This is a genomic window from Paraburkholderia sp. (assembly GCF_035656215.1).
Taxonomy (GTDB): domain Bacteria; phylum Pseudomonadota; class Gammaproteobacteria; order Burkholderiales; family Burkholderiaceae; genus Paraburkholderia.
The window spans coordinates 1-23,876 of the sequence record NZ_DASRSY010000229.1 but is presented as its reverse complement, the minus strand read 5'-3'; the positions used below and the strand labels follow the sequence as shown (position 1 = coordinate 23,876).

Here is a 23,876-nt window from a genome sequence, read left to right as displayed (position 1 = left end):
GTTTTTCAGCGTCGCGGTGGCGAGCGTCACGCGGGCGTGGCTGTTCTATCTCGGGCTGTTCTTCATCGTGGTCGTGGTGGCCTCGCCGGATGGACTGGCGGGCTTCGTGCAGCGGCACACGGCACGCGTTGCCGCCTACGGCTGGCGCGTGTGCGGCAAGGCTTATCTATGGGGCGCGGCCTCGGCGGTGCTGTGGACGCTGGCCGTCGTGCTCGCGGTGCAGTGGGCTTACGCAGTGCAATTCGGCGCGGACGATGGCGCGGCGTTGAACCTCGTCGGCGTACCGCTGGAGACCGCCTCGCCGCATCTTTGGCTCGGCGTTGCGGTGTTCATGCTGGCGGCGCCTGGGGCACTCGCAGCGCACTACGCGGTTCGCGCGCAAGCACGTCTTGCCGTGCGGACAAGCGCCACACAGCCGATCACCGGAGACGCACGATGATCCCAGCCCTCGCGGTCTACGGTATCGAAAAACGCTTCGGCGCCACGCAGATTCTGCGCGGCGTCGATCTTGCTGTCGAGCCCGGCGAGCGCCATGCATTGATCGGCCCGAACGGCGCCGGCAAATCGACGCTCTTCAACCTGATCGCCGGCGGCGCGCGGCCGAACGCCGGGCGCATCGAGCTGTTCGGTGCGGAGATCACGCGCCTGGCGCCGGCCGCGATCACGCGCCGTGGCCTCGCGCGCAGCTTCCAGACCACGAGTGTGTTCGCTCGCCTCAGCGTGTTCGACAACCTGCGCTGTGCGGCCATGCTGGCCGAGCGTGACCGTACGCGCTGGTGGCAGCGTTTCAGCGGTTCACGCACGGTCGATGCGCGCGCCGAGCAGGTGCTCGAAGCAGTAGGGCTGAATGCGCGCCGGCATATTCAGGCCGGCACACTGAGCTATGCCGAGCAGCGTGCGCTCGACCTCGGCCTCGCGCTCGCGGGCGGCGCGCACACGTTGCTGCTCGATGAGCCCACCGCCGGCATGAACCGCGCCGAAGCCGCGCGCGCCATCGAACTGATTCGCGCGACGACCGCGGGCCGCACGTTGCTGATGGTCGAGCACGACATGGACGCGGTGTTCGCGATTGCCGACCGCATTTCGGTGCTGGTGCAAGGCCGCATCATCGCGACCGGCACGCCGGCGGCGATTCGTGCGGATGCGGCAGTGCGCGCTGCTTATCTTGGCGACAGCTTCCACACATGACCATGACCGCCTTGCTCGACATTCGACAACTGAACGCCTGGTACGGCGCAAGTCAGGCCCTGCACGGCGTCACGTTGCAGATCGAAGCAGGCGAAGTGGTCGCGCTGGTCGGGCGCAATGGCTCTGGACGCTCGACACTGGCGCGCGCGATCATGGGCCTCGTGCGTAGCGAGGGTGAGTTGCGTTTTGCCGGCCATGCACTCGGCGGCCTTCGCACCTTCGAGATCGCGCGCCTGGGGCTCGGTTATGTGCCTGAACATCGCGATGTCTTTCCGACGCTGAGCGTCCACGAGAATCTTCAACTCGGTGTGGCGCCGCGCGCTCGCGGGCGCACACCGCGCTTTGCTTTCGATGACGCCTACGAACTGTTCCCCGTCCTGCGCGAAAGAAAGCGCACGCGTGCCGGTGCGCTATCGGGCGGCGAACAGCAGATGTTGACGCTCGCCCGGGCATTGCTCGGCGACCCAGACCTGCTGGTTATCGATGAACCCGGCGAGGGCTTGGCCAGCCAGGTGACGGGGCAGGTCGCGCAATGTCTGCAGATGTTGCGTGATCGTGGCGTGGCGATGCTGCTGATCGAACAGCGGCTCGTGATTGCGCAAGACATCGCCAGCAGGGTTGCGGTGATGGGACATGGTGAGATTGTCTTCGACGGTGCGCTCGCGTCGTTTGTGAAGCGATCGGACGTGATGCAGGAATGGCTCGGCGTGGGTTAGCCGAGGTGTGGCATAGCTGCGCGTAACCGCTAGTTCACCGGCCTCGCCGTGCGTACCACCGGAATCGACACGCCTAACTGAGGCCCACCCCAAGTAGGCCCGGTTCCATGAGGCGCCCAAACTCGGTTTCCCAAAACCAAACAGCAGCGTCTCTGGCAGGCATCTCATCACGCTTTATTGCAGTGCCGCATTCGAATTTGCGACCATTTTGCATGTCCTGACATGCACGTCAGGCACCGTGCGAGGCACGCACCCCTCGCTTCGCGTCGAAATCACATTCAAGATGCCGTTTGAATCCCGTTTGCACGTAGACCGCTTAAGCCCGACGCGTGGGGCTTTCCAGTAACCGGCTGTAGCGATTCAAACGCTTGATCGTTTGGTGAGCGCCCTCCAGAAATCTTGTCGGCAGCGCGCCGACAAATACAGACAATCAGGTCAAAGGCGCGCAACGACGGCACGGTGTTTAAAGCCGACGTATGCGCGACAGACCATGGCGTGCCGGACGTACGAAAGATGCGCCGCGGCTTCAGGAGGAGACATCATGAAACAGACAGGCGCATTGCGCGGAAAATCGACAGATGGCGTGCAGGCGGAGATATCGCTGCGACCGCTTCACAGGATGCTGCCGCTTCACATGTCGCGATCGTCGCTCGGTGAAACGTGGCGCGCGCGTGCGGGTGCGGGCGCCGTGCTGGTGACGGCCGCACTGTTGATGTCCGCATGTGCCGACGCCAGTTCGACGACGAGCGACGCGGCGTCTGCACAGTCGGCACAAGCGAGCGCGGCCGCGAACGTAGTGAGCAACAACGACACCCCGTTGACCGCAAAATCGCAGCCGGATGTGGGACCCGTCACCAACACGACGAACGGCGCCACCACCGCGAGCGCCGCACAACCCGCCTCCGCATCGCGCCCCGCGCTCGAACTTGCGAAGGCCAAACAGCTCGCTGCTGAACAGAGCGTCGCCGGACGTGTGCCATCTGCGAGCGGTATGACCGAGAAACGCAGCCGTCCGTTGACGCTGCGCGATTCTGGCATCGACGGTTCGTTGATGTTCGCGCGCGACGTCGACTTTCGCGTGACAGGCGACATCGGCTTCATGATTCACGACATGGCGGCAACGCTGACCCCGGCGCGGGCCGGTCAGCCGATTGTGTTCGACGATCCGACCAGCGTGACGATCAACGTCCATCGCGGCGATGTCACGCTCGACAGCGCGAAGCTCACCGCGATTTTCAATCGCTATCTGTTCCAGTACCAGGGCTCGCCGTTGCGCAATATGCGTGTCGTGCCGCAAGACGGCGGCACCTTGCGCATTACGGGCGAGATGCATCGCGACACATGGGTGCCGATTGTGTTGATCGGTTCGCTGTCGATGCGCAACGCCGACGATCTGGTGTTCCATGCCGATCACGTCGAAGTGGCCGGCGTCGGCGCCGACAAGCTGATGCAGGCCGCGCACGTGAAGATGGCCGACCTGTTGAAAGTGGATACGCCGATCGCGCGTCTCGACGGCGACGACGTCGTGATGCAGGTGGCCAAACTCACGCCTCCACCCGCGTTGCGCATGACGATCACCCGGATCGACACCAGCGCTGCTGGCGTGCGCTTTACGCTCGACGATCATACGGTGCGGAAGATCGACTGGCCCGCGACGATGCCACCGCGCGGCATGCTGGTGCAGGGCGGCGACGTGAAGTTCATGCGTTCGATGCCGATGAACATCGACATGGCGCTGACCCCGCTTGATACGAACGCGCCGTTCGTGCTGGACCTTTACCACTACCGCGACCAGATGGCGGCCGGCTATTTCACCTTCGACGAGGCCGGCGCTCTCGACGTGCACCTACCATCCTATCCGACGCTGGCCGGCGCTGCGAAAGATGCGCCGACGCAGATGGGCAGCGCGAGCGTGCGCTTTAACGACAGCTTCATTCGCGCGCAACAGGCGTCGCTCGCGCAGGCGCGTCTCGTGTGGCTGCACGTGCCGCAGACTTTGCGGACGGCGTCGGTTGCACGCGCGATTCCGGTCGGCACGCACGCGGCGTTTTCCGGTGAGAGCATGGCGACGCCGGGCTCCGCGATCAGCGACGAGCGGCACTCATCGGGGCCTGCGCCGTTGATTCACGTCGAGAATGTCGACTTCTACGTGTCGGGCCGAATCGGCTTTCATGTACGTTCGCTGGATGCACAGATGGTACCGAAGAAACCTGGTCAACCGGTCGATCTCGACGATCCGGACCAGTACGACATTCGCATCATCGGCGGCGAGGTGGTGGAGCCGTGGCCTGCGATGGCGGCCTTGTTCAACGATTACCTGCTCGACTACGAACCGCGTTCGCTGAACGATTTGCAGTTGAAGCCGGTGGATGGAAAGTTGGAAGTGACGGGCGGGATCAAGTTGTGGAATCACTTCCCAGGCGTATGGCTGCCCACGACGATGAACGGCACGATCGTGGCCGTGGATGAGCGGCACCTCGTGTATGAACCTACCTCGGTGAAGGTGCTGGGGGTGCCACAGGCGGGGTTGTTGCGGGCGTTGGATATTCCGTTGGCGTCGTTGACACCTTTTACACGCAAGGGCGTTGCGTTGAGGGGTAACGAGTTGGTGTTCGATCAATATACGGTGTTTCCGCCGCCGGTTTTGCAGGGGCGGCTGGCGAGTGCCACTGTGACGGATGAAGGCCTGGTGTTGAAGTTCAAGCGCGATAGTTCTGTTGCTGCTGCGAGGCCGCCTGCCGGCGCTGGGAAAAGTTTTGTCTGGATCGAATCGGGTGATGTGAAGATGTTTAATTCGTTGGTCACGAATGCCAGGACTTTGATTAAAGATAGTTCTAATCCTGGGGTGATGAAGTTTGATCTTTATGGGTATCGGAGGGATGGTGCCCGGGGGACTGTGAGGATGGGGGAGGATGGCGGGTTGGATGTTGATCTTGCTGCTAGGAAATAGCGGGGGGTTTTTGCCTGCGCGGCGCTTTTTGGTTGTGCCCTTACGGCGTTGGCTTTTCCTTGAATTGTTATTGGTTTATTAGCGTCGCCCCTGTGCGGGGCGGGCACTTACTTCTCTTTGCCGCCGCAAAGAGAAGTAAGCAAGAGAAAGCGGCTCAAACCGCTAATTCTTAAGCGGGTCCCCCGCGCAGTTGCGGTAGTGGTGCATCTGGAATCTGTGCTCTCGCACATTCGGCGTTCGTGACAAGGCAATCATGCTTCCCGCCTCGCACTGCGTGCTCGCCGGAAGGGTCCATCAGAACCCGGGGCTTCGTTTGGGCGTGGTGGGAGTCATCGGCTTCGCCTCGGCGAAATGCCAACAACGGACTCAGCGTTTCGGAATCACCGCCGACGCCCAATATACCTTGTGGCATACGAAGCGCCGCTGGGCGTTAAAAACGGCGAGCGGTTTTGTGGAGTACTACCGAGCGAAAAAGGCGGTGTGTGGTTAATAAAGTACCGCTGCGGCGCGCGCAGCGCCGCCGGAAGTATGACGCCTTTGTCACTGACGCCGAATGTGCGAGAACACAGATTCCAGATGCACCACTACCGCAACTGCGCGGGGGACCCGCTTAAGAGTTAGCGGTTCGAGCCGCTTTCTCTTGCTTACTTCTCTTTGCGGCGGCAAAGAGAAGTAAGTGCCCGCCCCGCACAGGGGCGACGCTAATAAACCAATAACAATTCAAGGAAAAGCCAACGCCGTAAGGGCACAACCAAAAAAGCGCCGCGTAGGAAAAAAAATCAACAAAAGGCCAACGCCGTAGGCAAACAGACAAAGCGCCGCGCAGGCAAAAAAACCAATCAACCATCCTTATCAATAATCCACTCATGCGCAGGATCATTGCGAAAATGCCAGGTCCTCTTCCCCCCAGCCATAACATTCAAATAATAAGAATCATACCCATAGGGCACAACAACCGGATGATACCCACGCGGCACCATCACGACATCGTGATTCTCAACCGCCATCGACTCATCGATATCGCGCATATCGGTATACACGCGCTGAAAAGCAAACCCCTGCGGCGGATCGAGCCGATGATAGTAAGTCTCCTCGAGCGAACTCTCATGAGGCACATTATCGGTATCGTGCTTATGCGGCGGATAGCTCGAAGCATGCCCACCAGGCGTCCGAACCTCAACCACAAGTAAAGACTCCGCAAGCTCAGTCTGCGGAAGAATATCGCATACGTATCGCGTATTTAGCCCTTTGCCACGCGTGGAACGCTTCATCGAAGAAGGCTCGATCAACCTCGCCGGATGCGCACCCTTGGCAGGCGCACTCGCCACCCCAACCTCAGCATCGCGGCAAGCGCGAACAGTCACGCGAACGCCAGGCGGAAAATACACCGCATACGGCGCGGAATCCTCGAACACGCTATCGCGCGAACCCAGCGAACGCCAGGTGGCATCAGCAGTTTCAACATCCACTGCGCCCGTGAGCACCACAATACAAACCTCCCGAGCCGGCTCGAACACATGAACGACTTCACTCGCGCCCAACCGGTAAGCAGCAAATCCCACATACCGCCAGCACGCCGACTCAGGTGTCACCCGCGCGATTGTCTGGCCCTCGCGCTGCGCCTTCACCAATAAACTCATGCCGCCTCCTGCTCAGTCTTGTCACTGGCGTCGAGTGGTGCGTCGACCAGCGCTCGCAAAGTCCGAAATCCTTTCTGCGCATACTCGTACGATGGGGCCACAATTGGATCCTGTTCCGCTTCAACCACCAGCCAGCCGCGATAACCATGCCGTTTCAATCGGTCGATGATCGCTGGGAAGTTCACCGCACCGTCGCCCGGGACCGTGAATGCACCGCTGATCACAGCATCGAGAAAACTCCAGTTGCGATTGCGCGCCAGCTTCATCACCGCCGGTCGGACGTCCTTGCAGTGCACGTGACACACTCGCCCGATGTGCTTGTCGAGTACCGCGAGCGGATCGCCGCCGGCAAACGTGATGTGTCCTGCGTCGAATAGAAGACCGACGGCGTCGCTCGTGCGTGACATCAGTTGATCGACGTCAGCCGGCGTTTCGACGTATGCGCCCATGTGATGGTGATACGCAAGCCGCACACCGCGGCTCAGCGTATAGCGCGCGAATTCGTCGACGCGTGCCGCATACGCCGCCCACTGCGCGTCGCTGAAAAAACGCGGGCGTTGATACAGCGGTTGCGGTGCGCCCTGGATCGAATCGGCGACTTCGCCGTACACCATCGCCGTCGCGCCGTTCTGCGCGAGCAGTTCGAGATGCGGGCCGACCGAAGCGATTTCCTCTTCCACGCTGCGTCGCGCGAGTCGTCCGGAGTACCAGCCGGATACCAAGGCCAGATCGTATTGGGCGAGTAACGTCTTCAATGCCTGCGGCTCACGCGGAAATTTGTTGCCGAGCTCGAAACCCTGATAGCCGATCTGGCGTCCTTCGGTCAGCGCGACTTCAAGCGGCGTTTCGCCGCCGAGCGAAGGCAGGTCGTCGTTCATCCACGATAAGGGGTTGATGCCGATACGTACGTCGAAAGCAGTCATGCGGGCGTCCTCACTCTTTGTCGATGTGGCCGGGGCGGTCGCTGGGGTCGGCGGGCGCCGCGCGTGCAGCGAGTTGCGCGTCGTATTGCGCACGTGCGGCACGCACGGTGTCGCGCGCCGATACTTCGGGCACGGCGACTTCCCACCACCAGCCGCCGTCGGCCGTGGTACGGGCGGGGTCGGTATCGATGCTGATCACGTAGGTGCGATCGGCAGCGCGCGCACGTTGCAGCGCGTCCTCGAGTTCAGCGATGTTCGCGACGTGCTCGGCCTGCGCGCCGAGCGAACGCGCATGAGCGGCGAAATCGATCTTGGGTGCGCCGAGTGGACCCTGCATGCAGTCGTCGAGCAGATTGTTGAACGGCGCGCCACCGCAGGCCTGCTGCAAGCGGTTGATGCAACCGTAGCCGCGATTGTCGAGCACCACCACGATCAGCTTCGCGCCGATCATGGCCGAAGTCGCGATCTCGCTGTTCATCATCAGATAGCTGCCGTCGCCGAGCATCACGATCACTTCACGCGCGGGACGCGCGAGCTTGACGCCGAGGCCGCCGGCGATCTCGTAGCCCATGCACGAGTAGCCGTATTCGACGTGATACGCGCCCGGTTTGCCCGCGCGCCATAGCTTGTGCAATTCGGCCGGCAAGGTTCCCGCTGCGCAAACGACGATGTCGTCCGCCGCGGACCGCGCGCTCGAACGCTGCACCGCGCCGATCACGTCGCCTTCATACGGCAACACGGTGTCGCGTTGGGGCGCATGGGTGAGCGTGCTCACGATATCGCGCCAGCTCGCCGAGAGCTTGTGCGTGAGCGTGGTCCATGTGCGATCCGCGTGCCAGCCTTGCAGGGGTTCCGCGAGCGCATCCAGTGCAAGACGTGCATCGGCTTCGACCACCAGCGCGCGATGCTTGAGACCGTCGAAGGGATTCGCGTTGATGGCGATCACGTCGGCCTGCGTGAACAATGTGTTCGACCCGGTGGTGAAATCCTGCAAGCGTGTGCCGATCGCCAGTACGCAGTCTGCATCGTGTGCGAGCGCATTGGCGGCAGGCGAGCCGGTCACACCCAACGCACCGGCGTTCAACGGATCGTTCCATGCGAGCGAGCCTTTGCCTGCCTGCGTTTCCGCCACCGGAATGCCGTGCGTGGTGGCGAAGCGGTGCAGCGCATCGGTTGCGCGTCCATAGAGCACGCCGCCGCCCGCCACAATCAACGGACGCTTTGCGCGGCGCAAATGCGCAGCCGCCGCGTCGATATCCTCGGCGCGCGGCGCGGGGGAGTGGAACGTGACGACGCGCGGCGCAAAGAAGTCGACAGGGAAGTCCCATGCCTGCGCTTGCACGTCCTGGGGCAGCGCAAGCGTGACGGGACCGCACAACGCGGCGTCGGTGAGTACACGCAAGGCGCGCGGCAAGGCGTTGAGCAACTGCGCCGGATGCACGATGCGATCGAAGTAGCGCGACACTGGCTTGAACGCATCGTTGGCGGAGACGCCGCCGTCATGGAAATCTTCAACCTGCTGTAGTACCGGATCGGGCGCGCGCGAGACGAATACGTCGCCGGGTAGCAGCAGCACAGGCAAACGATTCACATGCGCGAGCGCGGCCGCGGTGATCAGATTGGTCGCACCGGGTCCGATCGACGTCGTGACGGCCATCATACGGCGACGGAAATGGGCCTTCGCAAAGGCGATCGCGCTGTGCGCCATCGCTTGTTCGTTATGGGCGCGCAGTGTGGGCAACGTTTCGCGGTGCTGATACAACGCTTCGCCCATTCCGGCCACATTGCCGTGCCCGAAGATCGCGAACACACCGCCGAAGAGCAGTTCGGTGCCGGTGCCGTCTTCAGTCGTAACGCGTTGCGCGGCGAGATAACGAACCAGCGCCTGAGCGGTCGTCAGGCGGACGGTGCCACCTGAGGGCGCGTGTGCCTGGGTGGCGTCGTTGGCGGACGCCGCATATTGATGCAATACGCGCTGGTTCATGCCGCCTGCTCCTGATGTGCCTGGCTCGTCGCGGTGGGCTGAGCGCTTGTCGCGCCGCGCGTCGCACGCCACGACGCGATCAGCGTTTCGAACGTACGGCGCACCCGCACGATCAGTTCGTTGTCGTCGATCTCACCAGCGAGCCATGCATGGCTCGGCTCGTGAAAGATGGTGCGGCCCACGGTAAAGCCTCGGCATGTCGCCGATTGCGCCGCCGCGCGAAAGCCTTCGTTCAATTGCTCGACGCCCGCCGACAAACCGAGCAACACCACGCCCCGGCAGTACGGATCGCGTTCGGCGATCAGCGCATCGACGGCTTGCCATTGGGTGGCGTCCATCGGTTCGAGCTTCCACCATTCCGGGTAGATACCGATGTTGTACAGCCGCTTCAACGCGCGATAGACGATGTCCCGTGCTTGCGGCAGATGTGCATGCTTCGGCGGAATCACTTCAAGCAGTAATTCGTGGCCACTTGCTTGCGTCGCATCGTAAAGCGCACGCAACTGTGCTTCCTGTTCGAGGCGTTGTTCCACTGGTTCGTCGGGATGGAATTGAACGAGGCACTTGGCGATGTGTTCCCGCGGCCATGCAATCAGCGTTGTGCCGATTGAACGGCCATGGTCGAACACGAGCGGTACGGACCCGGGTAATTCAACCGGTCGACCGATCCACCAGCCGCGGCCGGTGGCGGCGTTCAGTGCGTCCTGACCGTAGCGGTCGTCGCTCAATATGCCGATGCGGCCTTGCAACCCCAAGGCGGCTTCCGTCTGCGCGACGGCATCGACGAACAAACCCTTCAGTTGCGCGATGCGCGCTGCGTCGGCGCCGGTCTGCTGGGCGAGTTCGAAAAATTGATTTCGGTGGTCAAACGCGAAGCCGAGTACTTCGTCCCATTGTTTGCGGGCAGGGGAGACGCGATGCAGCCGCGCGAGCGTCGCGTCTCGGTCGGGGCGGCGCATACGTTGCGGATCAGCCTTGGCTTCGCGCAGGAAGTAGTCGAGTTCGGCCGGTGTTGGCATTGCGGGCGCGCAGCCGTGACGTGAGACGACCAGCGCGCCGCTGGCATTCGCGGAACGCGCGCACGCTTCGAGTGGTTGATCGCGCAACCATCCGGAGAGAAAGCCCGACGCGAATGCATCGCCCGCGCCCAGGACGTTCAACACTTCCACTTCGACTCCGCCATGAATTGGCGCGTCGTCGAGCGTTGCGGGCACGTTGCCGTCGATGATCTGGCAGCCCATCGGCCCGCGCTTCAGGACCAGCGTGGCCGGCGTCACGGCGCGTACCATCGCGAGTGCGTCGACGAGTTCGGTCTTGCCGCCTGCGATGCGGAACTCCTCCTCGGTGCCGATCACCAGATCGAACAAAGGCAGAATGCGCTGCAGATGTGCGGTCACGCCTTCGCTCGCAACAAAGCGGGTTTCGCCATCCGCCTTGCCCGTGAGGCCCCACAACACCGGGCGATAGTCGATATCGAGCACGGTGCGCACGTTGTTGCGCCGCGCGTAATCGAGCGCGCGGCGGCTCGTGCGGTTCACCTGCTCGGTCGAAAAGTGCGTGCCGGTAATCAGCAGCGCTTTCGACGACGCGATGTACGCCTCGTCGAAATCCGCTTCATCTACCGCCATATCCGCGCAGTTCTCGCGATAGAAGATCAGCGGAAACGTATCGCGGTCTTTCAGCCCGAGCAGAACGAGCGCGGTCAGACGTTCCTGATCGATGCGCACATGACTGACGTCGCAGCCTTCCTTCGTCAGGGTCTCGGTGAGAAACCGGCCCATATGATCGTTGCCGACGCGCGCCAGCATCGCCGATAGAAGTCCGAGCCGCGCGCAACCGAACGCGATGTTCGCCGACGAACCGCCGAGATACTTCGCGAAGCTCGACACGTCTTCGAGCCGTGCGCCGACCTGCTGCGCGTACAGATCGACGGCAACGCGGCCAAGGCAGACGATGTCGCGACTGCGGTCCGGTGCGAAACGGCTGGCCGCCACCGCTGAAGCGGACGTGGGCCCATTACCGTTCACGATCCCGGTCCCGCTGGATGTGCTGGAATGATTCATGAATATTCCTGAATAGCTGGGCGCGGTGACCGGCACGGCAAGCGCCGGAACTCCGCGCGAATGAATCAGATCGTCGCGCCTTCGAGTTCGCCGATCATCTTCTGCATCTCGGCGCCGCCGGCCATCATGTCGAGCACTTCATCCTTGCTGATGGTGTCCTTCGTGAACGTGCCGAGCGATTTGCCGCGATTGAGCAGCGTGAACGAATCGCCGATCGGATATGCGTGATGCACGTTGTGCGTGATGAAGATCACCGAGATGCCTTTCGCACGCGCCGTGTGGATCAGCTTCAGCACATTGAAGCTTTGCTTGACGCCGAGCGCGGCGGTCGGCTCGTCGAGAATCAGCACGCGCGCGCCGAAGTGAATCGCCCGCGCAATTGCCAGACATTGCTTCTCGCCGCCGGACATCGTGCCGATCGGTTGATGCGGGTCGCGCACATTGATGCCCATTTCGGCGAGCTTGTCGCGTGCGGTGGCGGCGCTGGTTTCGAGGTCCATCACGTTCAGAAAGCCGAACAGTTTCTTTTGCGGCTCGCGGCCCATGAAGAAGTTGCGTGCAACCGAGAGCAAGGGCACTAGCGCCAGATCCTGATAGACGGTGGCGATGCCGAGATCGAGCGCGTCCTTCGGCGACTCGAACAGCACGGGTTTGCCGTCGACGAGATACTGGCCGGAGGAGGGTTGATGCACACCGGCCAACGTTTTGATCAGGGTCGATTTGCCGGCGCCGTTATCGCCGAGCAGGCAATGCACTTCGCCGCGCTTCAGGCGCAAGGTCACGCCGCTCAGCGCGATGACCTGGCCGAAAAACTTGCTGACGTCTTCGAGTGCGAGGATCACGTCGTCTTGCGGCTCGTTTGTACTTGAGCGGCTGACGGTATTCGTATCGGACATGGTCGTCTCCTCGTTACGATTGCGCGACGCGGCGGCGCACGTAGTGATTGAATAGTACGGCGATCAGCAGCATCACGCCGAGGAACACGCGGAACCAGTCCGAATCGACGTTCGTATAGGTGATGCCAATCTGCACGACGCCGAAGATCAGCGCGCCGAAGCAGGCGCCGATCACCGAGCCGTAGCCGCCAGTCAACAGCGTGCCGCCGATCACCGCGGCGATGATGGCTTCGAATTCCGCCTGCAGTCCACGATCGGCTGCAGCGGAACCGATGTCGCACACTTGCAGCACGGCGAACAGGCACGCGCAGAACGCGGTCAGCACGAACAGCGAAATCTTCACGCGCCGCACCGGCACGCCGACGTTTTTCGCCGCATTGGCGTCGCCGCCGACCGCAAAAATCCAGTTGCCGAAGCGGGTCTTGGCAAGGGTGAACGCACAGACTGCGGCAAGCGCGAACCACCAGAGCAGGACTTTCGGAATGCCCGGCACGAGCGGATTGCCGTTATCGAGCAGCTTGAGGACCCCCATCTGGGCGAGCCAGATGAACAGGCCCTTGAATGCGACGCCCTGAAACAAGGTATGGGCGAGCCAGTCGTGCGCGGCGACGTCGCCCACGCCGGAGATGATCGTGCGGTCGGCGAACATGACCGACAGGGCCAGCGTGAGCCCACGCAGGATGAACAGAAACGCCAGCGTCACGATGAATGACGGCAGCCGCGTGCGCATCACCAGATAGCCGTTGAGTGCGCCGAGCAGCATCGATCCGGCGAACGCAAACACAATCGACAATGCAATCGGCCAGTGGAAGTACATGGTGGGCAGCGCGACCATCATGCCCGAGAAGCCGATCATCGAACCGATCGACAGATCGAATTCGCCGGCAATCATCAAGAGGCACGCACCGACCGCGATCAGGCCAAGGTACGCGGCCACTTGCGACCAGTTCATCACGCCGTCGAGGTTGAACATGCCGGAGTTGCCGGCCGCAATCCCAAACACGATGAACACCATCACGGTGCCGGCGAGGGCGGCGAATTCCGGGCGGTTCAGCAGATGCCGGAACCACGATTCCTGGCGCACGCGCTCATCGGCCGCCGCGGGCGCACCGTTGGACGTCGACGCAGACGCCGTCCCATTGCCGGAAGGGGGCTGCTTGCGGGGAGGGGGATGGAAGGGTTTGGCTACGCCCATTGAAGCTCTCCTTGATGCGCCCGGCGAAAAGCAGTCGTGAGCGGACTGCCATCGGACCGCATGGCGCGCAGTGCACGTAAAACGTGGTGAACGCAGGCGTGGGGCGGCCAGGCCGCTTGCGGCCGGCCGCATCCACTTTCTTCATACCTGCCGGAACGGTTCTCCCGTGTCCGTACTTCCAGCGAAATGCGTTAGCGATATTGCCCTGCGTACTTGACCACCTTGTCGATATTGGCCTTGGTGATGAAGCCCGGGCCGGAACCGATATTGCGCGGCCCATAGGCGGGCTGCAGGCCGTAAGTGGCGAGGCGCTGCTGGAACTTCGGATTGGCCTGCAGGATCTTGCGGATCTTCGCCGGATCTGTGGTGTGTTCCTTTTTCGCAATGGCAAGTACGGCGACCGGGATATAGCCCTGCAAATAGGGTTGCTGGTCGATCGCGAACTGGATCGTGCCGTCCTGGATGCCCTTCGCAATGTCATTGTCGAAATCGAATGTCGCGAACCAGATCTTGCCGGCGAGGCCCATCTGCTGCAGCGCCTTGATCGTCGGCGCTGCGGACAGCGGCCCGAGTGCGAGCACCGCCTGGGTGTTCGGGTGATTGCGCAGATACGCGCTCACTTTCGATTGCACTCCGGTCGGGTCCTGGCCGGCGTCGAGCGTGGAGGTTTTGAAGTCGACGCCGATCGCGTCCGCAAAGCCACGGCAGCGTTCGAACGAAGCCGGGTTGGTCGCATAGTGGTTGACGCACAGGAACGACTTGATGCCCGCTGCCTTCGCCTTTTGGCCGGCCGCTTTGCCCGCCGCGTATTCAGGCTGACCGACGTGCATGATCGCGCCAAGCTGTGCGCTTTGCTCCTCGGTGCCGGAATTGATCGTGACGAGCGGGATGTGTTTCTGGGTGACCTTGGCGATCGAACTCTTGAGGACGTCGAAGTCGGCGATCGAGACGATCACGCCGTCGTAGTTGCGCGCGGCCGCCTGTTCGACCAGGCGTGCCATATCGGCGATGTCGCCGTTTGGCGGATTACGGTAATCGGTCTCGACGTTGAAATCTTCGTCGGCTTGTTTGATGGCGTTCTTGATGGTGTTCCACCACGAATCCGAATCCGGCGCGTGGCTGATCAGCACGAAGTGAGCGTCAGCCGCGCGGGCGGCCGACGCCGCACCGAATCCCGTCGCCAACGTCAATGCCGCCACCAGAATCCTGAGCGTAGCCTTGCCCTTGCAAAGTCTCATTGTCTCCACCTTTCTCGGTCTGTCGTTATTGAAGGGAGCGTCTGGCGGGCGGCCTTCCGGTTGCGTGCGTTGCGGCATACGTCAGCCGATGCACCATCGCTCACGACCAAGATTAGGCCATCTTCCGAAGCGTTGCAATGAAAATTTCATGACAAATAAAAATAGAAAATACATTCCATTTGACGATGTGCCTGCCTATAATCGGCAGCGTCAGGACGCTGTGCGGCGGGCGTTGGAAGCGCTTTCCGCATTGCAATAAAGCAACGAAGAGAGAGCCATGGCGGAAGAGAGCACAGAAGAATTGCCGAGCGTCGAAGAATTGATGCAGCGCATCGCGGAAAACTACGAGGCGCTGCCGCGTCAATTGAAGAACGTCGCGACTTATATCGAGCAGCATCGCTCGAGTGTGATGGTGGATCGCACGAGTGATATCGCCGCGAGTTGCGGTGTGCATCCGTCCGCCGTGGTGCGCTTTGCGCAGCGCTTCGGTTTTTCCGGCTTCTCCGATCTGCAGGCGGTATTTCGTCAGGCGTATACGGGGCAGGGAACCTCCTCGCCGAGTTATCAGCAGAGGATTCGCAAGCTGATCGACGAGAAGCCCGGCGCGTTATCCGGCGGCGCAGTGGCGCGCGAATTCATCGCGGCCTCGCGTGGCGGGCTTGAAGAACTCGAAGCAGGTCTCGACGACAAGCAGTTCGACGCCGCCGTGAAGATGCTGCAGCAGGCCGACAACATCTACGTGATCGGCGTGCGGCGTTCGTTTCCGGTGGCGAGCTATATCGTCTACGCGTTACAGCACACGCCGAAGCGCGTGCATCTGGTGTCCGGCTTCGGCGGTATGTATCGCGAGCAGATTCGCAGCGTGAAGAAGAGCGACGTAGTGATCGCGATCAGCTTCGCGCCCTACGGCAAGGAAACGCAGTATTGCCTGCGCGTCGCACATCACCATCAGGCGAAGACACTGGTTATTACGGATAGCCAACTTTCTCCGCTGGCGCGTTACGCTACGACCCAACTGTATGTGAAAGAGGGTAGCGCGTTCGCATTCCGCTCCCTGACCAGCACGATCTGTTTGTGCCAGGCGTTGTTCATCGCGCTCGCGTACAAGCTCGAACTGAACGTAGAAGAATCCAAAGAGACTGGAGGATACGATGAATGAGGCGGTAAAGACGATCGACGTAGCGGTATTCGGTGCGGGACGCATCGGTAAGATTCATGCGGCGAACCTCGCACGGCAACCGGGCGTGCGGCTCAAGTACGTGGTCGATGTGAATCGCGAGGCGGCTACGGCGCTTGCGGCCGAGCACGGCGCGCAGGTTGCGGATATCGACGGCGCGATGGGCGATGCGTCGATCGGCGCGACGGTGATCTGTTCGAGCACGGACACGCACGCGGATCTGATCATGAAATCGGCCGCGCAGAAGAAGCATGTGTTCTGTGAAAAGCCGGTTGACCTGACTTTGGAGCGGGCACGTGCCTGCGCCGAGGCCGTGGAGCGTGCGGGCGTGGTCTGCATGATCGGCTTTCAGCGTCGCTTCGATCCGACTTTTTCCGCGTTGAAAGCGCGCATCGATGCGGGCGAAATCGGCACGCCGGAAATGCTGATGGTGACGAGCCGCGATCCGGGCGCGCCGCCGGTCGAGTACATCTTGCACTCGGGTGGTATTTTCAAGGACATGCTGATTCACGACTTCGACATCTTCCGCTGGATTCTCGACGACGAAGCCGACACGCTGCATGCCACCGGCAGTTGTCTTTCAGACCCGGCGATTGCCGAGGCCGGCGATATCGATTCGACTGCGGTGACGATTCGCACGAAACAAGGCCGCCTGTGTCAGATCAATACCGCGCGGCGTGCGGCCTATGGTTACGACCAGCGTTTCGAAGTGCTCGGCAGCACTGGCATGCTGCAGGCAGGCAATGTGCGACCCACCGAGGTCACGGCGTACTCGAGAACCGAAGTGTCGAGCGATGTGCCCGAGGCGTTTTTCCTCGAGCGTTATCGCGCAGCGTACGCACTGGAAATCGCGCATTTCTTTGACGCGGTCACGCAAGGCAAGCCGGTGCGAACCACCGTGGCAGACGGCCTGAAAGCGCTCGAACTCGCCGACGCCGCGACACGCTCGTGGCGCGAGGGTCGCGCGGTGAAACTTGGCGAGGCGTCGTGATGCAGGTGACTGCCGGGCGGCTTCGTTTGGGTGTGGTTGGCTTGGGGCGTTTGGGCAAGCGGCACGCGGAAAATGTGGCGTATCGCGTGCCGGGTGCGACGCTCGTGGCCGCTTGCAGTCCGCTGGAAGAGGAGCTTGCGTGGGCGCGCGAGACGTTGCCCGAACCGCGCCTCTACGACGACTATGCGGACCTGCTTGCCGATCGCGACGTGGACGCGGTGTGGCTCGTCACGCCTTCGTCGATGCATGCGCAGCAGATTATCGATGCGTTGCGCGCCGGCAAGCATGTGTTTTGCGAGAAACCGCTGTCGCTGGATTTAGCCGAGTGCGAGCGTGTACTGGCCGAAGCTGCGCGCTATCCGCATCTGCAGGCGACGATCGGGTTCATGCGGCGCTTCGATCCGAGCTATAAGGACGCGTTCGACAAGATCCAGTCCGGCGCGATCGGTCGGCCCTTTCTGGTGCGCTCGCAGACCACCGATAAGAACGACAACGACGGCTTCTTCGTGCGTTTTGCGGCGACCTCCGGTGGCATCTTTTTAGACTGCACCGTGCACGATATTGACGTCGCGCGCTGGCTGCTCGGCAAGCCGCGCGCCAAACGCGTGTTTGCGGCGGGTGCGGTCGCATTGCACGAGGGTCTGCGGGAATTCGGTGACGTCGATAACGGCGTGGCGATCTGCGAGTTCGAGGACGGCAAGCTCGCCATGTTTTACGCGTCGCGCACGCAGGCTCACGGCAACGACACGCATAGCGAGGTGATCGGCACTGCCGGGGCGCTGGCGATCGGCCACAATCCGCGTGCGAATCGCGTCGAGATCTACGACGCCACGGGCATCCGCAACGAATGCACGCCGAGCTTCTTCGATCGGTTCGAGGATGCGTTTTTGCATGAGGCGCACGCCTTCGTTGCGGCGGTGCAGGGCGGCGCGGCATCAAATGCGCAAGCAGGCGCCACGCTGGCCGATGCGCTTGAAGCGACGCGGATCGGCATGGCGTTGCGGTTGTCGTTGCAGAGGGGGGAGGCGGTGACGCTGTAGGGTGCTATAGCGCCGTCGGATTGCGATAATCCGACATTGCAGCGTCACGTCCGGCGGCTAAATGAAGCGTGCTGTAGAATTTGACCCTCTGTCCGGCGTCGCGAACGACGCCTCATCCCGAAGGTCATCGTCGATGCAAATTCAGGTTCACAAGGAAGTCGATGCGCGCGGGCTGATGTGCCCGCTGCCCATTCTGCGCGCCAAGAAGGCGCTCGCCGACATGGAAAGCGGTCAGATTCTCAAGGTGCTGGCCACCGATCCGGGCTCGCAACGCGATTTCGCCGCGTTTGCGAAGCAAACCGGCAATGAAATCGTTGAAAGCTCGGCGCACGACAAGGTTTTCACGTTTTTGATGAAGCGCCGCTGAAATGCAAACAAAAGGCGCTGTGCTCGCGAATGCGGGGCACAGCGCCTTTTTTACGTCTGACTGATGCAATCGAGGGGCTACCAGCGCAAAGCGGTTCTGCGCGGCTGTCCCGTTGCTCAGCCTTCCAGCACCGGCGAACGGGTACGCAAATATTCTTCGAAATCGGCTGCCACTTCCGGGTGACGCAGAGCGAACTCGACCGTCGCCTTCAGATAACCCAGCTTGCTGCCGCAGTCGAAACGCGTGCCGTGATACTTGTACGCCAGCACCTGTTCATCGGCCAGCAGCGACTGAATTGCGTCCGTCAACTGCAATTCGCCGCCTGCGCCCGGCTTCAGCGCGCGCAGATGTTCGAAGATGCGCGGCTTCAGCACATAGCGGCCCACCACGCCGAGATTCGACGGCGCGACGTTCGGCTCCGGCTTTTCGACAATGCCCGACATTTTGATGATCGAGTCTTCCCACTCTTTACCGTCGACGATGCCGTATGACTTCGTCTCCGCGTGCGGGATCTCTTCGACGCCAATCACCGAGCTGTGATAGTGGTCGAACACTTCGATCATCTGCGTCATCACGGGCGGCGTGCCGTACAGCAAGTCGTCTGCGAGGATGACGGCGAACGGGTTGTCGCCCACCAGTTTTTCGGCGCACATCACCGCATGGCCCAGACCGAGCGCTTCCGGTTGACGCACGTAGAAGCAGTCGACATGGCTCGGTTTGATGCTGCGCACCAGTTCCAGCAGCTTGTCCTTGCCACGTGCCTGGAGTTCCGCCTCGATTTCGTATGACTTATCGAAATGGTCCTCGATCGCGCGCTTGCTGCGGCCCGTGACGAAGATCATTTCGGTGATGCCGGCTGCCATTGCCTCTTCCACCGCGTATTGAATCAGCGGCTTGTCGACGATCGGCAGCATCTCCTTCGGGCTGGCCTTCGTGGCAGGGAGGAACCGGGTGCCAAGACCTGCTACCGGAAATACCGCTTTTGTAACTTTTAGCATGTGATTACCCTGAATCCTCTGGTTTAGCTTTTGCTCCTTGCCCGCCCACGACGGGGCAGACACGGAGCATCGATCAGGCCGGCAAACGAGCCAATTGGGCTTTCAGCTTGCCAATCGTGGTTTCAAATTCTGCCAGCCTTTTCTGCTCCTGCTCAACGACTGCCGGCGGCGCCTTTGCAACAAAGCTTTCATTCTGCAATTTGGCATTGCACTTGATGACCTCCGTGCTCAGCCGCGCAATCTCCTTCGACAGACGCTCGCGCTCGACAGCAACGTCGATTTCCACCTTCAGCACGAGCTTGTCATTCCCAACGATAGCAATTGGCGCGCCATCTGCTTGCGCATCCAGGGCTGCCTCGTCGGCAATGATCTGCACTTCCGACAAACGGGCCAAAGCCTGAGCGTACGGAGCGAAAGTGGAGAGGCGCTCCGCGTTGCCGGTAGCGAGCAACGGCACCTTGACCGCCGGCGACAGATTCATCTCGCCGCGCAGATTCCGGCACGCATCGATCACTGCTTTCAGGTCGGCCGCCCATTGCTCCGCGTCCTCGTCGAGCTTCGACGGCTCTGCAAGCGGGTACGGCTGCACCATGATGGACGCTTCGCCCTCGGCTTTGCCTTCGGGGTAACGGGCCGCCAACGGTGCAACTTTTTGCCACAGCGCTTCGGTAATGAACGGAATCACCGGATGCGCGAGGCGCAACACCGTCTCGAGTACGCGCAGCAGCGTGCGGCGCGTTGCGCGCTGCTGGTTCGGCTGACCCGTCTGGATCTGAACCTTGGCGAGTTCGAGATACCAGTCACAGTATTCGTCCCATACGAACTTGTATAGGGCGTTGGCCACATTGTCGAAACGATAATCGGCGAAGCCCCTGGCGATTTCCGCTTCCACGCGCTGCAGGCGCGAGACGATCCAGCGGTCGGCCGCCGAGAAATTCAGGTGGCCGTCCGGGCCGCATTCGCCGCACTGTTCCGGCTTGCCGAAACCACAATCCTGGCCTTCGCAGTTCATCAGCACGAAGCGGGTGGCATTCCACAGCTTGTTGCAGAAGTTGCGATAGCCTTCGCAGCGCGCCAGGTCGAAGTTGACGTTGCGGCCGAGCGTGGCCATCGACGCCATCGTGAAGCGCAACGCGTCCGTGCCGAATGCCGGAATGCCGTCCGGGAATTCCTTGCGGGTTTTCTTTTCGATCGACGCAGCCTGCTTCGGATTCATCAGGCCGGTAGTGCGCTTGGCCACCAGCGCGTCGAGGTCGATGCCGTCGACGATATCGATCGGGTCGAGCGTATTGCCCTTGCTCTTCGACATCTTCTGGCCTTCGGCGTCGCGCACCAGACCGTGCACGTAGACCGTGTCGAACGGCACCTTGCCGGTGAAGTGCGTGGTCATCATGACCATGCGCGCGACCCAGAAGAAGATGATGTCGAAGCCGGTAACCAGTACGGACGAGGGCATGAAGTGCTTCAGCTCTGGCGTCTCGGCAGGCCAGCCGAGCGACGAGAACGGCACCAGCGCCGACGAGAACCACGTGTCGAGCACGTCTTCGTCGCGCCTGAGCGGGCCCGTGTAACCGGCAACGGCCGCCTTCTCGCGCGCGCCTTCCTCGGTATTGGCGACGAAGATTTCACCGTTTTCGCCGTACCACGCCGGGATCTGATGGCCCCACCAGAGTTGGCGCGAGATACACCAGTCCTGGATGTTTTCGAGCCACTGATAGTAGGTGGTGGACCAGTTTTCCGGCACGAACTTGATTTCGCCGCTGCGCACCACGTCCAGCGCCGTTTCCGCGATCGACTTGCCCGGATTGAAGGTGCCTTCCGGCGCGGGCTTGCTCATCGCCACGAACCATTGGTCCGTCAGCATCGGCTCGATCACGACGCCCGTGCGGTCGCCGCGCGGCACCATCAGCTTGTGCGGCTTGACGGATTCGAGGGCGCCGAGCGCTTCGAGGTCGGCTACGACCTCTTTGCGGGCTGCGAAACGGTCCAGACCACGGTATTTTTCAGGTGCGTTCTCGTTGATCTTCGCGTCGAGCGTGAGGATTTCGATCATCGGCAGCTTGTGGCGCAAGCCGACCTGATAGTCGTTGAAATCGTGCGCGGGCGTGACCTTGACCACGCCGGTACCGAATTCGCGGTCGACGTAGTCGTCGGCGATGATCGGGACTTCGCGGCCGGAGAGCGGCAGCGTGACTGTTTTGCCGATCAGGTGCGCATAGCGTTCGTCTTCCGGATGGACCATGACGGCGGTGTCGCCGAGCATGGTTTCCGGGCGCGTGGTGGCGACCGTCAGATGGCCTGAGCCGTCTGTGAGCGGGTACTGGATGTGCCAGAGGTGGCCGTTTTCTTCTTCGCTGACCACTTCGAGATCGGAGACGGCAGTGAGCAGCACCGGATCCCAGTTCACGAGACGCTTGCCGCGGTAGATCAGGCCCTGTTCATACAGACGTACGAACACGTCGCGCACGGCGGCCGACATTTTGTCGTCCATCGTGAAATATTCGCGCGACCAGTCGATCGACGCGCCAAGACGGCGCACCTGATTCGTGATGGTCGAGCCGGATTCCTGCTTCCATTCCCAGACGCGTTCGGTGAACTTTTCGCGGCCGAGATCGTGGCGCGAGATGCCTTGGGCGTCCAGTTGCCGTTCGACGACGATTTGCGTGGCGATGCCCGCGTGGTCCGTGCCCGGCACCCAGAGGGTGTTTTCACCGAGCATGCGGTGATAGCGGGCGAGGCCGTCCATGATCGTCTGGTTGAACGCATGGCCCATGTGAAGGGTGCCCGTGACGTTCGGCGGTGGCAACTGGATCGAGAAGTCTTTTTTGTTCTCGTCGAAGGAGGGCGCCGCGTAGGCGCGCTTTTCCCATTCGGGGCCCCAGTGGGCTTCGATGGTGTGGGGCTCGAAGCTTTTGGCAAGCGTGGAGGTCGGGTCGCTCGGGGTCTCGCTCATTTGTCGGTCTGCTGGTAGATGCAAAGAATGCTCGATTATAAGGGGCGCTGCGGGTGGGGGGCTTTGCCTTGGGGTTTTTGCCTGCGGGGCGCTGTGTGGCTGTTTGCCTATGGCTTTGGCCTTTCCTTGCTTTCTTGTTGGTTTATTAGCGTTCGCCCCTGTGCGGGGCAGGCACTTACTTTCTTTGCCGCCGCAAAGAAAGATAAGCAAAGAAAGCGGCTCACCCCGCAAGCTTATAAGCGGGTCCCCCGCGCAGTGGCGGTAGTGGTGCATCTGGAATCTGTGCCCTCGCACTTTCGGCGTGAGTGACCAGGCAGTCATACTTCCGGCGGCGCTGCGCGCGCCGCGGCGGTGCTTCATCAACCCCTCCGGCGCTCCCTAGCGAATACATCCAACATTTTCAGCGTCTCGCCGAGGCGAAGCCGATGGCCCCCACCACCTCAGACGAAGCCTATGTTTCCTGATGGGCCCTTCCGGCGAGCACGCAGTGCGAGGCGGGAAGCATGACAGCCTTGTCACCAGGGTTGAACGTGCGAGAACACCGATTCCAGATGCACCACTACCGCCACTGAGCGGGGGACCCACTTAAGAATTAGCGGGGTGAGCCGCTTTCTTTGCTTACCTTTCTTTGCGGCGGCAAAGAAAGTAAGTGCCCGCCCCGCACAGGGGCGACGCTAATAGACCACTAAGAAATCAAGGAAAGGCCACCGCCGTAGGCACACAGAAACAAAGCGCCGCGCAGGCAAAAAAACCAGCCAAAGCCCGTCACCGCAGGCAGGCAACCAAAAAGCGCCGCAGGCAAAAACCCCCAAAAAAACCCCAGCCCCGGAGGGGCATATAATGTCAGACGCCCTCGCCGTCCTCCCAAAAAATGCCCGATCTGCTAGCCAATCTAAACCCCGAACAACACGCCGCCGTCACGCTCCCCAACGAGCCAGCGCTCATCCTTGCCGGCGCGGGCAGCGGCAAAACCCGCGTTCTCATCACGCGGATCGCATGGCTCATCCAGCACGGTTTGGCGTCGCCTGCCACCATCCTGGCGGTGACCTTCACCAATAAAGCCGCCCGTGAAATGATGTCGCGTCTTTCGGCACTCTTGCCGATCGACACGCGCGGCATGTGGATCGGCACCTTCCACGGTCTGTGCAACCGCATGCTCCGCGCGCACCATCGCGATGCCGGCCTGCCCGCCACCTTCCAGATCCTCGATACCGCGGACCAGCTCTCCGCGATCAAGCGTCTGATGAAGGGCCTTAACATCGACGATGAAAAGTACCCGGCAAAAAATCTCCAGTACTTCATCAACAATTCCAAAGAACAAGGACTGCGGCCGAAAGACGTCGACGCTACGGATAATTTCAACCGCAAATTCGTCGAACTTTACGAAGCCTACGATCAGCAGTGCCAGCGCGAAGGCGTCGTCGACTTTCCAGAACTGCTGCTGCGCTGCTTTGAACTGCTGGCGCACAATCCGCCGCTGCGTGCCCACTATCAGGCGCGCTTCAGGCACATTCTCGTCGACGAGTTTCAGGACACCAACAAGCTGCAATATGCCTG

General features: G+C 61.6%; 18 protein-coding genes and 1 pseudogene. 10 read left to right on the top strand and 9 right to left on the bottom strand.

Annotated elements, in window-relative coordinates; translation table 11 throughout:
* The 5 genes and pseudogenes from VFE81_RS13085 to VFE81_RS13065 all read left to right on the top strand — a co-directional run.
* A pseudogene (locus VFE81_RS13085) lies at positions 1 to 439 on the top strand (branched-chain amino acid ABC transporter permease); the annotation flags it as partial.
* The gene (locus VFE81_RS13080; protein WP_325044994.1) at positions 436 to 1,188 is read left to right on the top strand and encodes an ABC transporter ATP-binding protein; all 753 of its coding nucleotides are present in this window, start codon (positions 436 to 438) and stop codon (positions 1,186 to 1,188) included. The pseudogene VFE81_RS13085 and the gene VFE81_RS13080, both read left to right, overlap by 4 nt.
* A gap of 2 nt (positions 1,189 to 1,190) precedes the next feature.
* Complete coding sequence (locus VFE81_RS13075) at positions 1,191 to 1,904, top strand: ABC transporter ATP-binding protein (RefSeq protein ID WP_325044996.1); 714 nt, start codon at positions 1,191 to 1,193, stop codon at positions 1,902 to 1,904.
* A gap of 541 nt (positions 1,905 to 2,445) precedes the next feature.
* Positions 2,446 to 4,854, top strand: a complete 2,409-nt coding sequence (locus VFE81_RS13070) for a hypothetical protein (RefSeq protein WP_414695589.1) — start codon at positions 2,446 to 2,448, stop codon at positions 4,852 to 4,854.
* A gap of 253 nt (positions 4,855 to 5,107) precedes the next feature.
* Entirely contained in the window at positions 5,108 to 5,344 is a 237-nt protein-coding gene (locus VFE81_RS13065) for a hypothetical protein (RefSeq protein WP_325044993.1), read from the top strand.
* Between the two features lie 349 nt (positions 5,345 to 5,693).
* On the opposite strand, the gene iolB is transcribed toward VFE81_RS13065, so the two are convergent.
* The 7 genes from iolB to VFE81_RS13030 form a co-directional block, all read right to left on the bottom strand.
* Entirely contained in the window at positions 5,694 to 6,494 is an 801-nt protein-coding gene (gene iolB, locus VFE81_RS13060; RefSeq protein ID WP_325044992.1) for a 5-deoxy-glucuronate isomerase, read from the bottom strand.
* Positions 6,491 to 7,417, bottom strand: a complete 927-nt coding sequence (gene iolE, locus VFE81_RS13055; protein WP_325044991.1) for a myo-inosose-2 dehydratase — start codon at positions 7,415 to 7,417, stop codon at positions 6,491 to 6,493. Before iolE ends, iolB begins: the two co-directional genes overlap by 4 nt.
* A gap of 10 nt (positions 7,418 to 7,427) precedes the next feature.
* On the bottom strand, positions 7,428 to 9,401 hold the full coding sequence (iolD, locus tag VFE81_RS13050) for a 3D-(3,5/4)-trihydroxycyclohexane-1,2-dione acylhydrolase (decyclizing) (protein ID WP_325044990.1): 1,974 nt from the start codon (positions 9,399 to 9,401) through the stop codon (positions 7,428 to 7,430).
* Entirely contained in the window at positions 9,398 to 11,464 is a 2,067-nt protein-coding gene (locus tag VFE81_RS13045; protein WP_325044989.1) for a bifunctional 5-dehydro-2-deoxygluconokinase/5-dehydro-2-deoxyphosphogluconate aldolase, read from the bottom strand. Before VFE81_RS13045 ends, iolD begins: the two co-directional genes overlap by 4 nt.
* A gap of 65 nt (positions 11,465 to 11,529) precedes the next feature.
* Complete coding sequence (locus VFE81_RS13040) at positions 11,530 to 12,360, bottom strand: ATP-binding cassette domain-containing protein (protein ID WP_325044988.1); 831 nt, start codon at positions 12,358 to 12,360, stop codon at positions 11,530 to 11,532.
* Between the two features lie 13 nt (positions 12,361 to 12,373).
* Positions 12,374 to 13,555: an ABC transporter permease gene (locus tag VFE81_RS13035; protein WP_325044987.1), complete on the bottom strand. Its 1,182-nt coding sequence runs from the start codon at positions 13,553 to 13,555 to the stop codon at positions 12,374 to 12,376.
* Positions 13,556 to 13,746: 191 nt separating this feature from the next.
* A complete protein-coding gene (locus tag VFE81_RS13030; protein WP_325044986.1) occupies positions 13,747 to 14,793 on the bottom strand; it encodes a sugar ABC transporter substrate-binding protein in 1,047 nt (348 codons plus the stop codon).
* Positions 14,794 to 15,070: 277 nt separating this feature from the next.
* On the opposite strand from VFE81_RS13030, the gene VFE81_RS13025 reads away from it, so the two are divergent.
* The 4 genes from VFE81_RS13025 to VFE81_RS13010 all read left to right on the top strand — a co-directional run bounded on the left by VFE81_RS13025 (position 15,071) and on the right by VFE81_RS13010 (position 18,368).
* Complete coding sequence (locus tag VFE81_RS13025; RefSeq protein ID WP_325044985.1) at positions 15,071 to 15,952, top strand: MurR/RpiR family transcriptional regulator; 882 nt, start codon at positions 15,071 to 15,073, stop codon at positions 15,950 to 15,952.
* Entirely contained in the window at positions 15,945 to 16,961 is a 1,017-nt protein-coding gene (iolG, locus tag VFE81_RS13020; RefSeq protein ID WP_325044984.1) for an inositol 2-dehydrogenase, read from the top strand. Before VFE81_RS13025 ends, iolG begins: the two co-directional genes overlap by 8 nt.
* A complete protein-coding gene (locus VFE81_RS13015; protein ID WP_325044983.1) occupies positions 16,961 to 18,001 on the top strand; it encodes a Gfo/Idh/MocA family oxidoreductase in 1,041 nt (346 codons plus the stop codon). Before iolG ends, VFE81_RS13015 begins: the two co-directional genes overlap by 1 nt.
* A gap of 139 nt (positions 18,002 to 18,140) precedes the next feature.
* On the top strand, positions 18,141 to 18,368 hold the full coding sequence (locus tag VFE81_RS13010) for a sulfurtransferase TusA family protein (RefSeq protein ID WP_025600552.1): 228 nt from the start codon (positions 18,141 to 18,143) through the stop codon (positions 18,366 to 18,368).
* Positions 18,369 to 18,484: 116 nt separating this feature from the next.
* Here VFE81_RS13010 and galU read toward each other — a convergent pair whose 3' ends face one another.
* Positions 18,485 to 19,366 (bottom strand): UTP--glucose-1-phosphate uridylyltransferase GalU, encoded by an 882-nt coding sequence (gene galU / locus VFE81_RS13005; RefSeq protein WP_325044982.1) that lies wholly within the window; start codon positions 19,364 to 19,366, stop codon positions 18,485 to 18,487.
* A 73-nt stretch (positions 19,367 to 19,439) separates the two neighbouring features.
* The gene (locus tag VFE81_RS13000) at positions 19,440 to 22,319 is read right to left on the bottom strand and encodes a valine--tRNA ligase (protein ID WP_325044981.1); all 2,880 of its coding nucleotides are present in this window, start codon (positions 22,317 to 22,319) and stop codon (positions 19,440 to 19,442) included.
* A gap of 871 nt (positions 22,320 to 23,190) precedes the next feature.
* Here VFE81_RS13000 and VFE81_RS12995 point away from each other — a divergent pair.
* Positions 23,191 to 23,876: UvrD-helicase domain-containing protein (locus VFE81_RS12995; RefSeq protein WP_325044980.1), on the top strand; the 686-nt coding region annotated here is incomplete at its 3' end.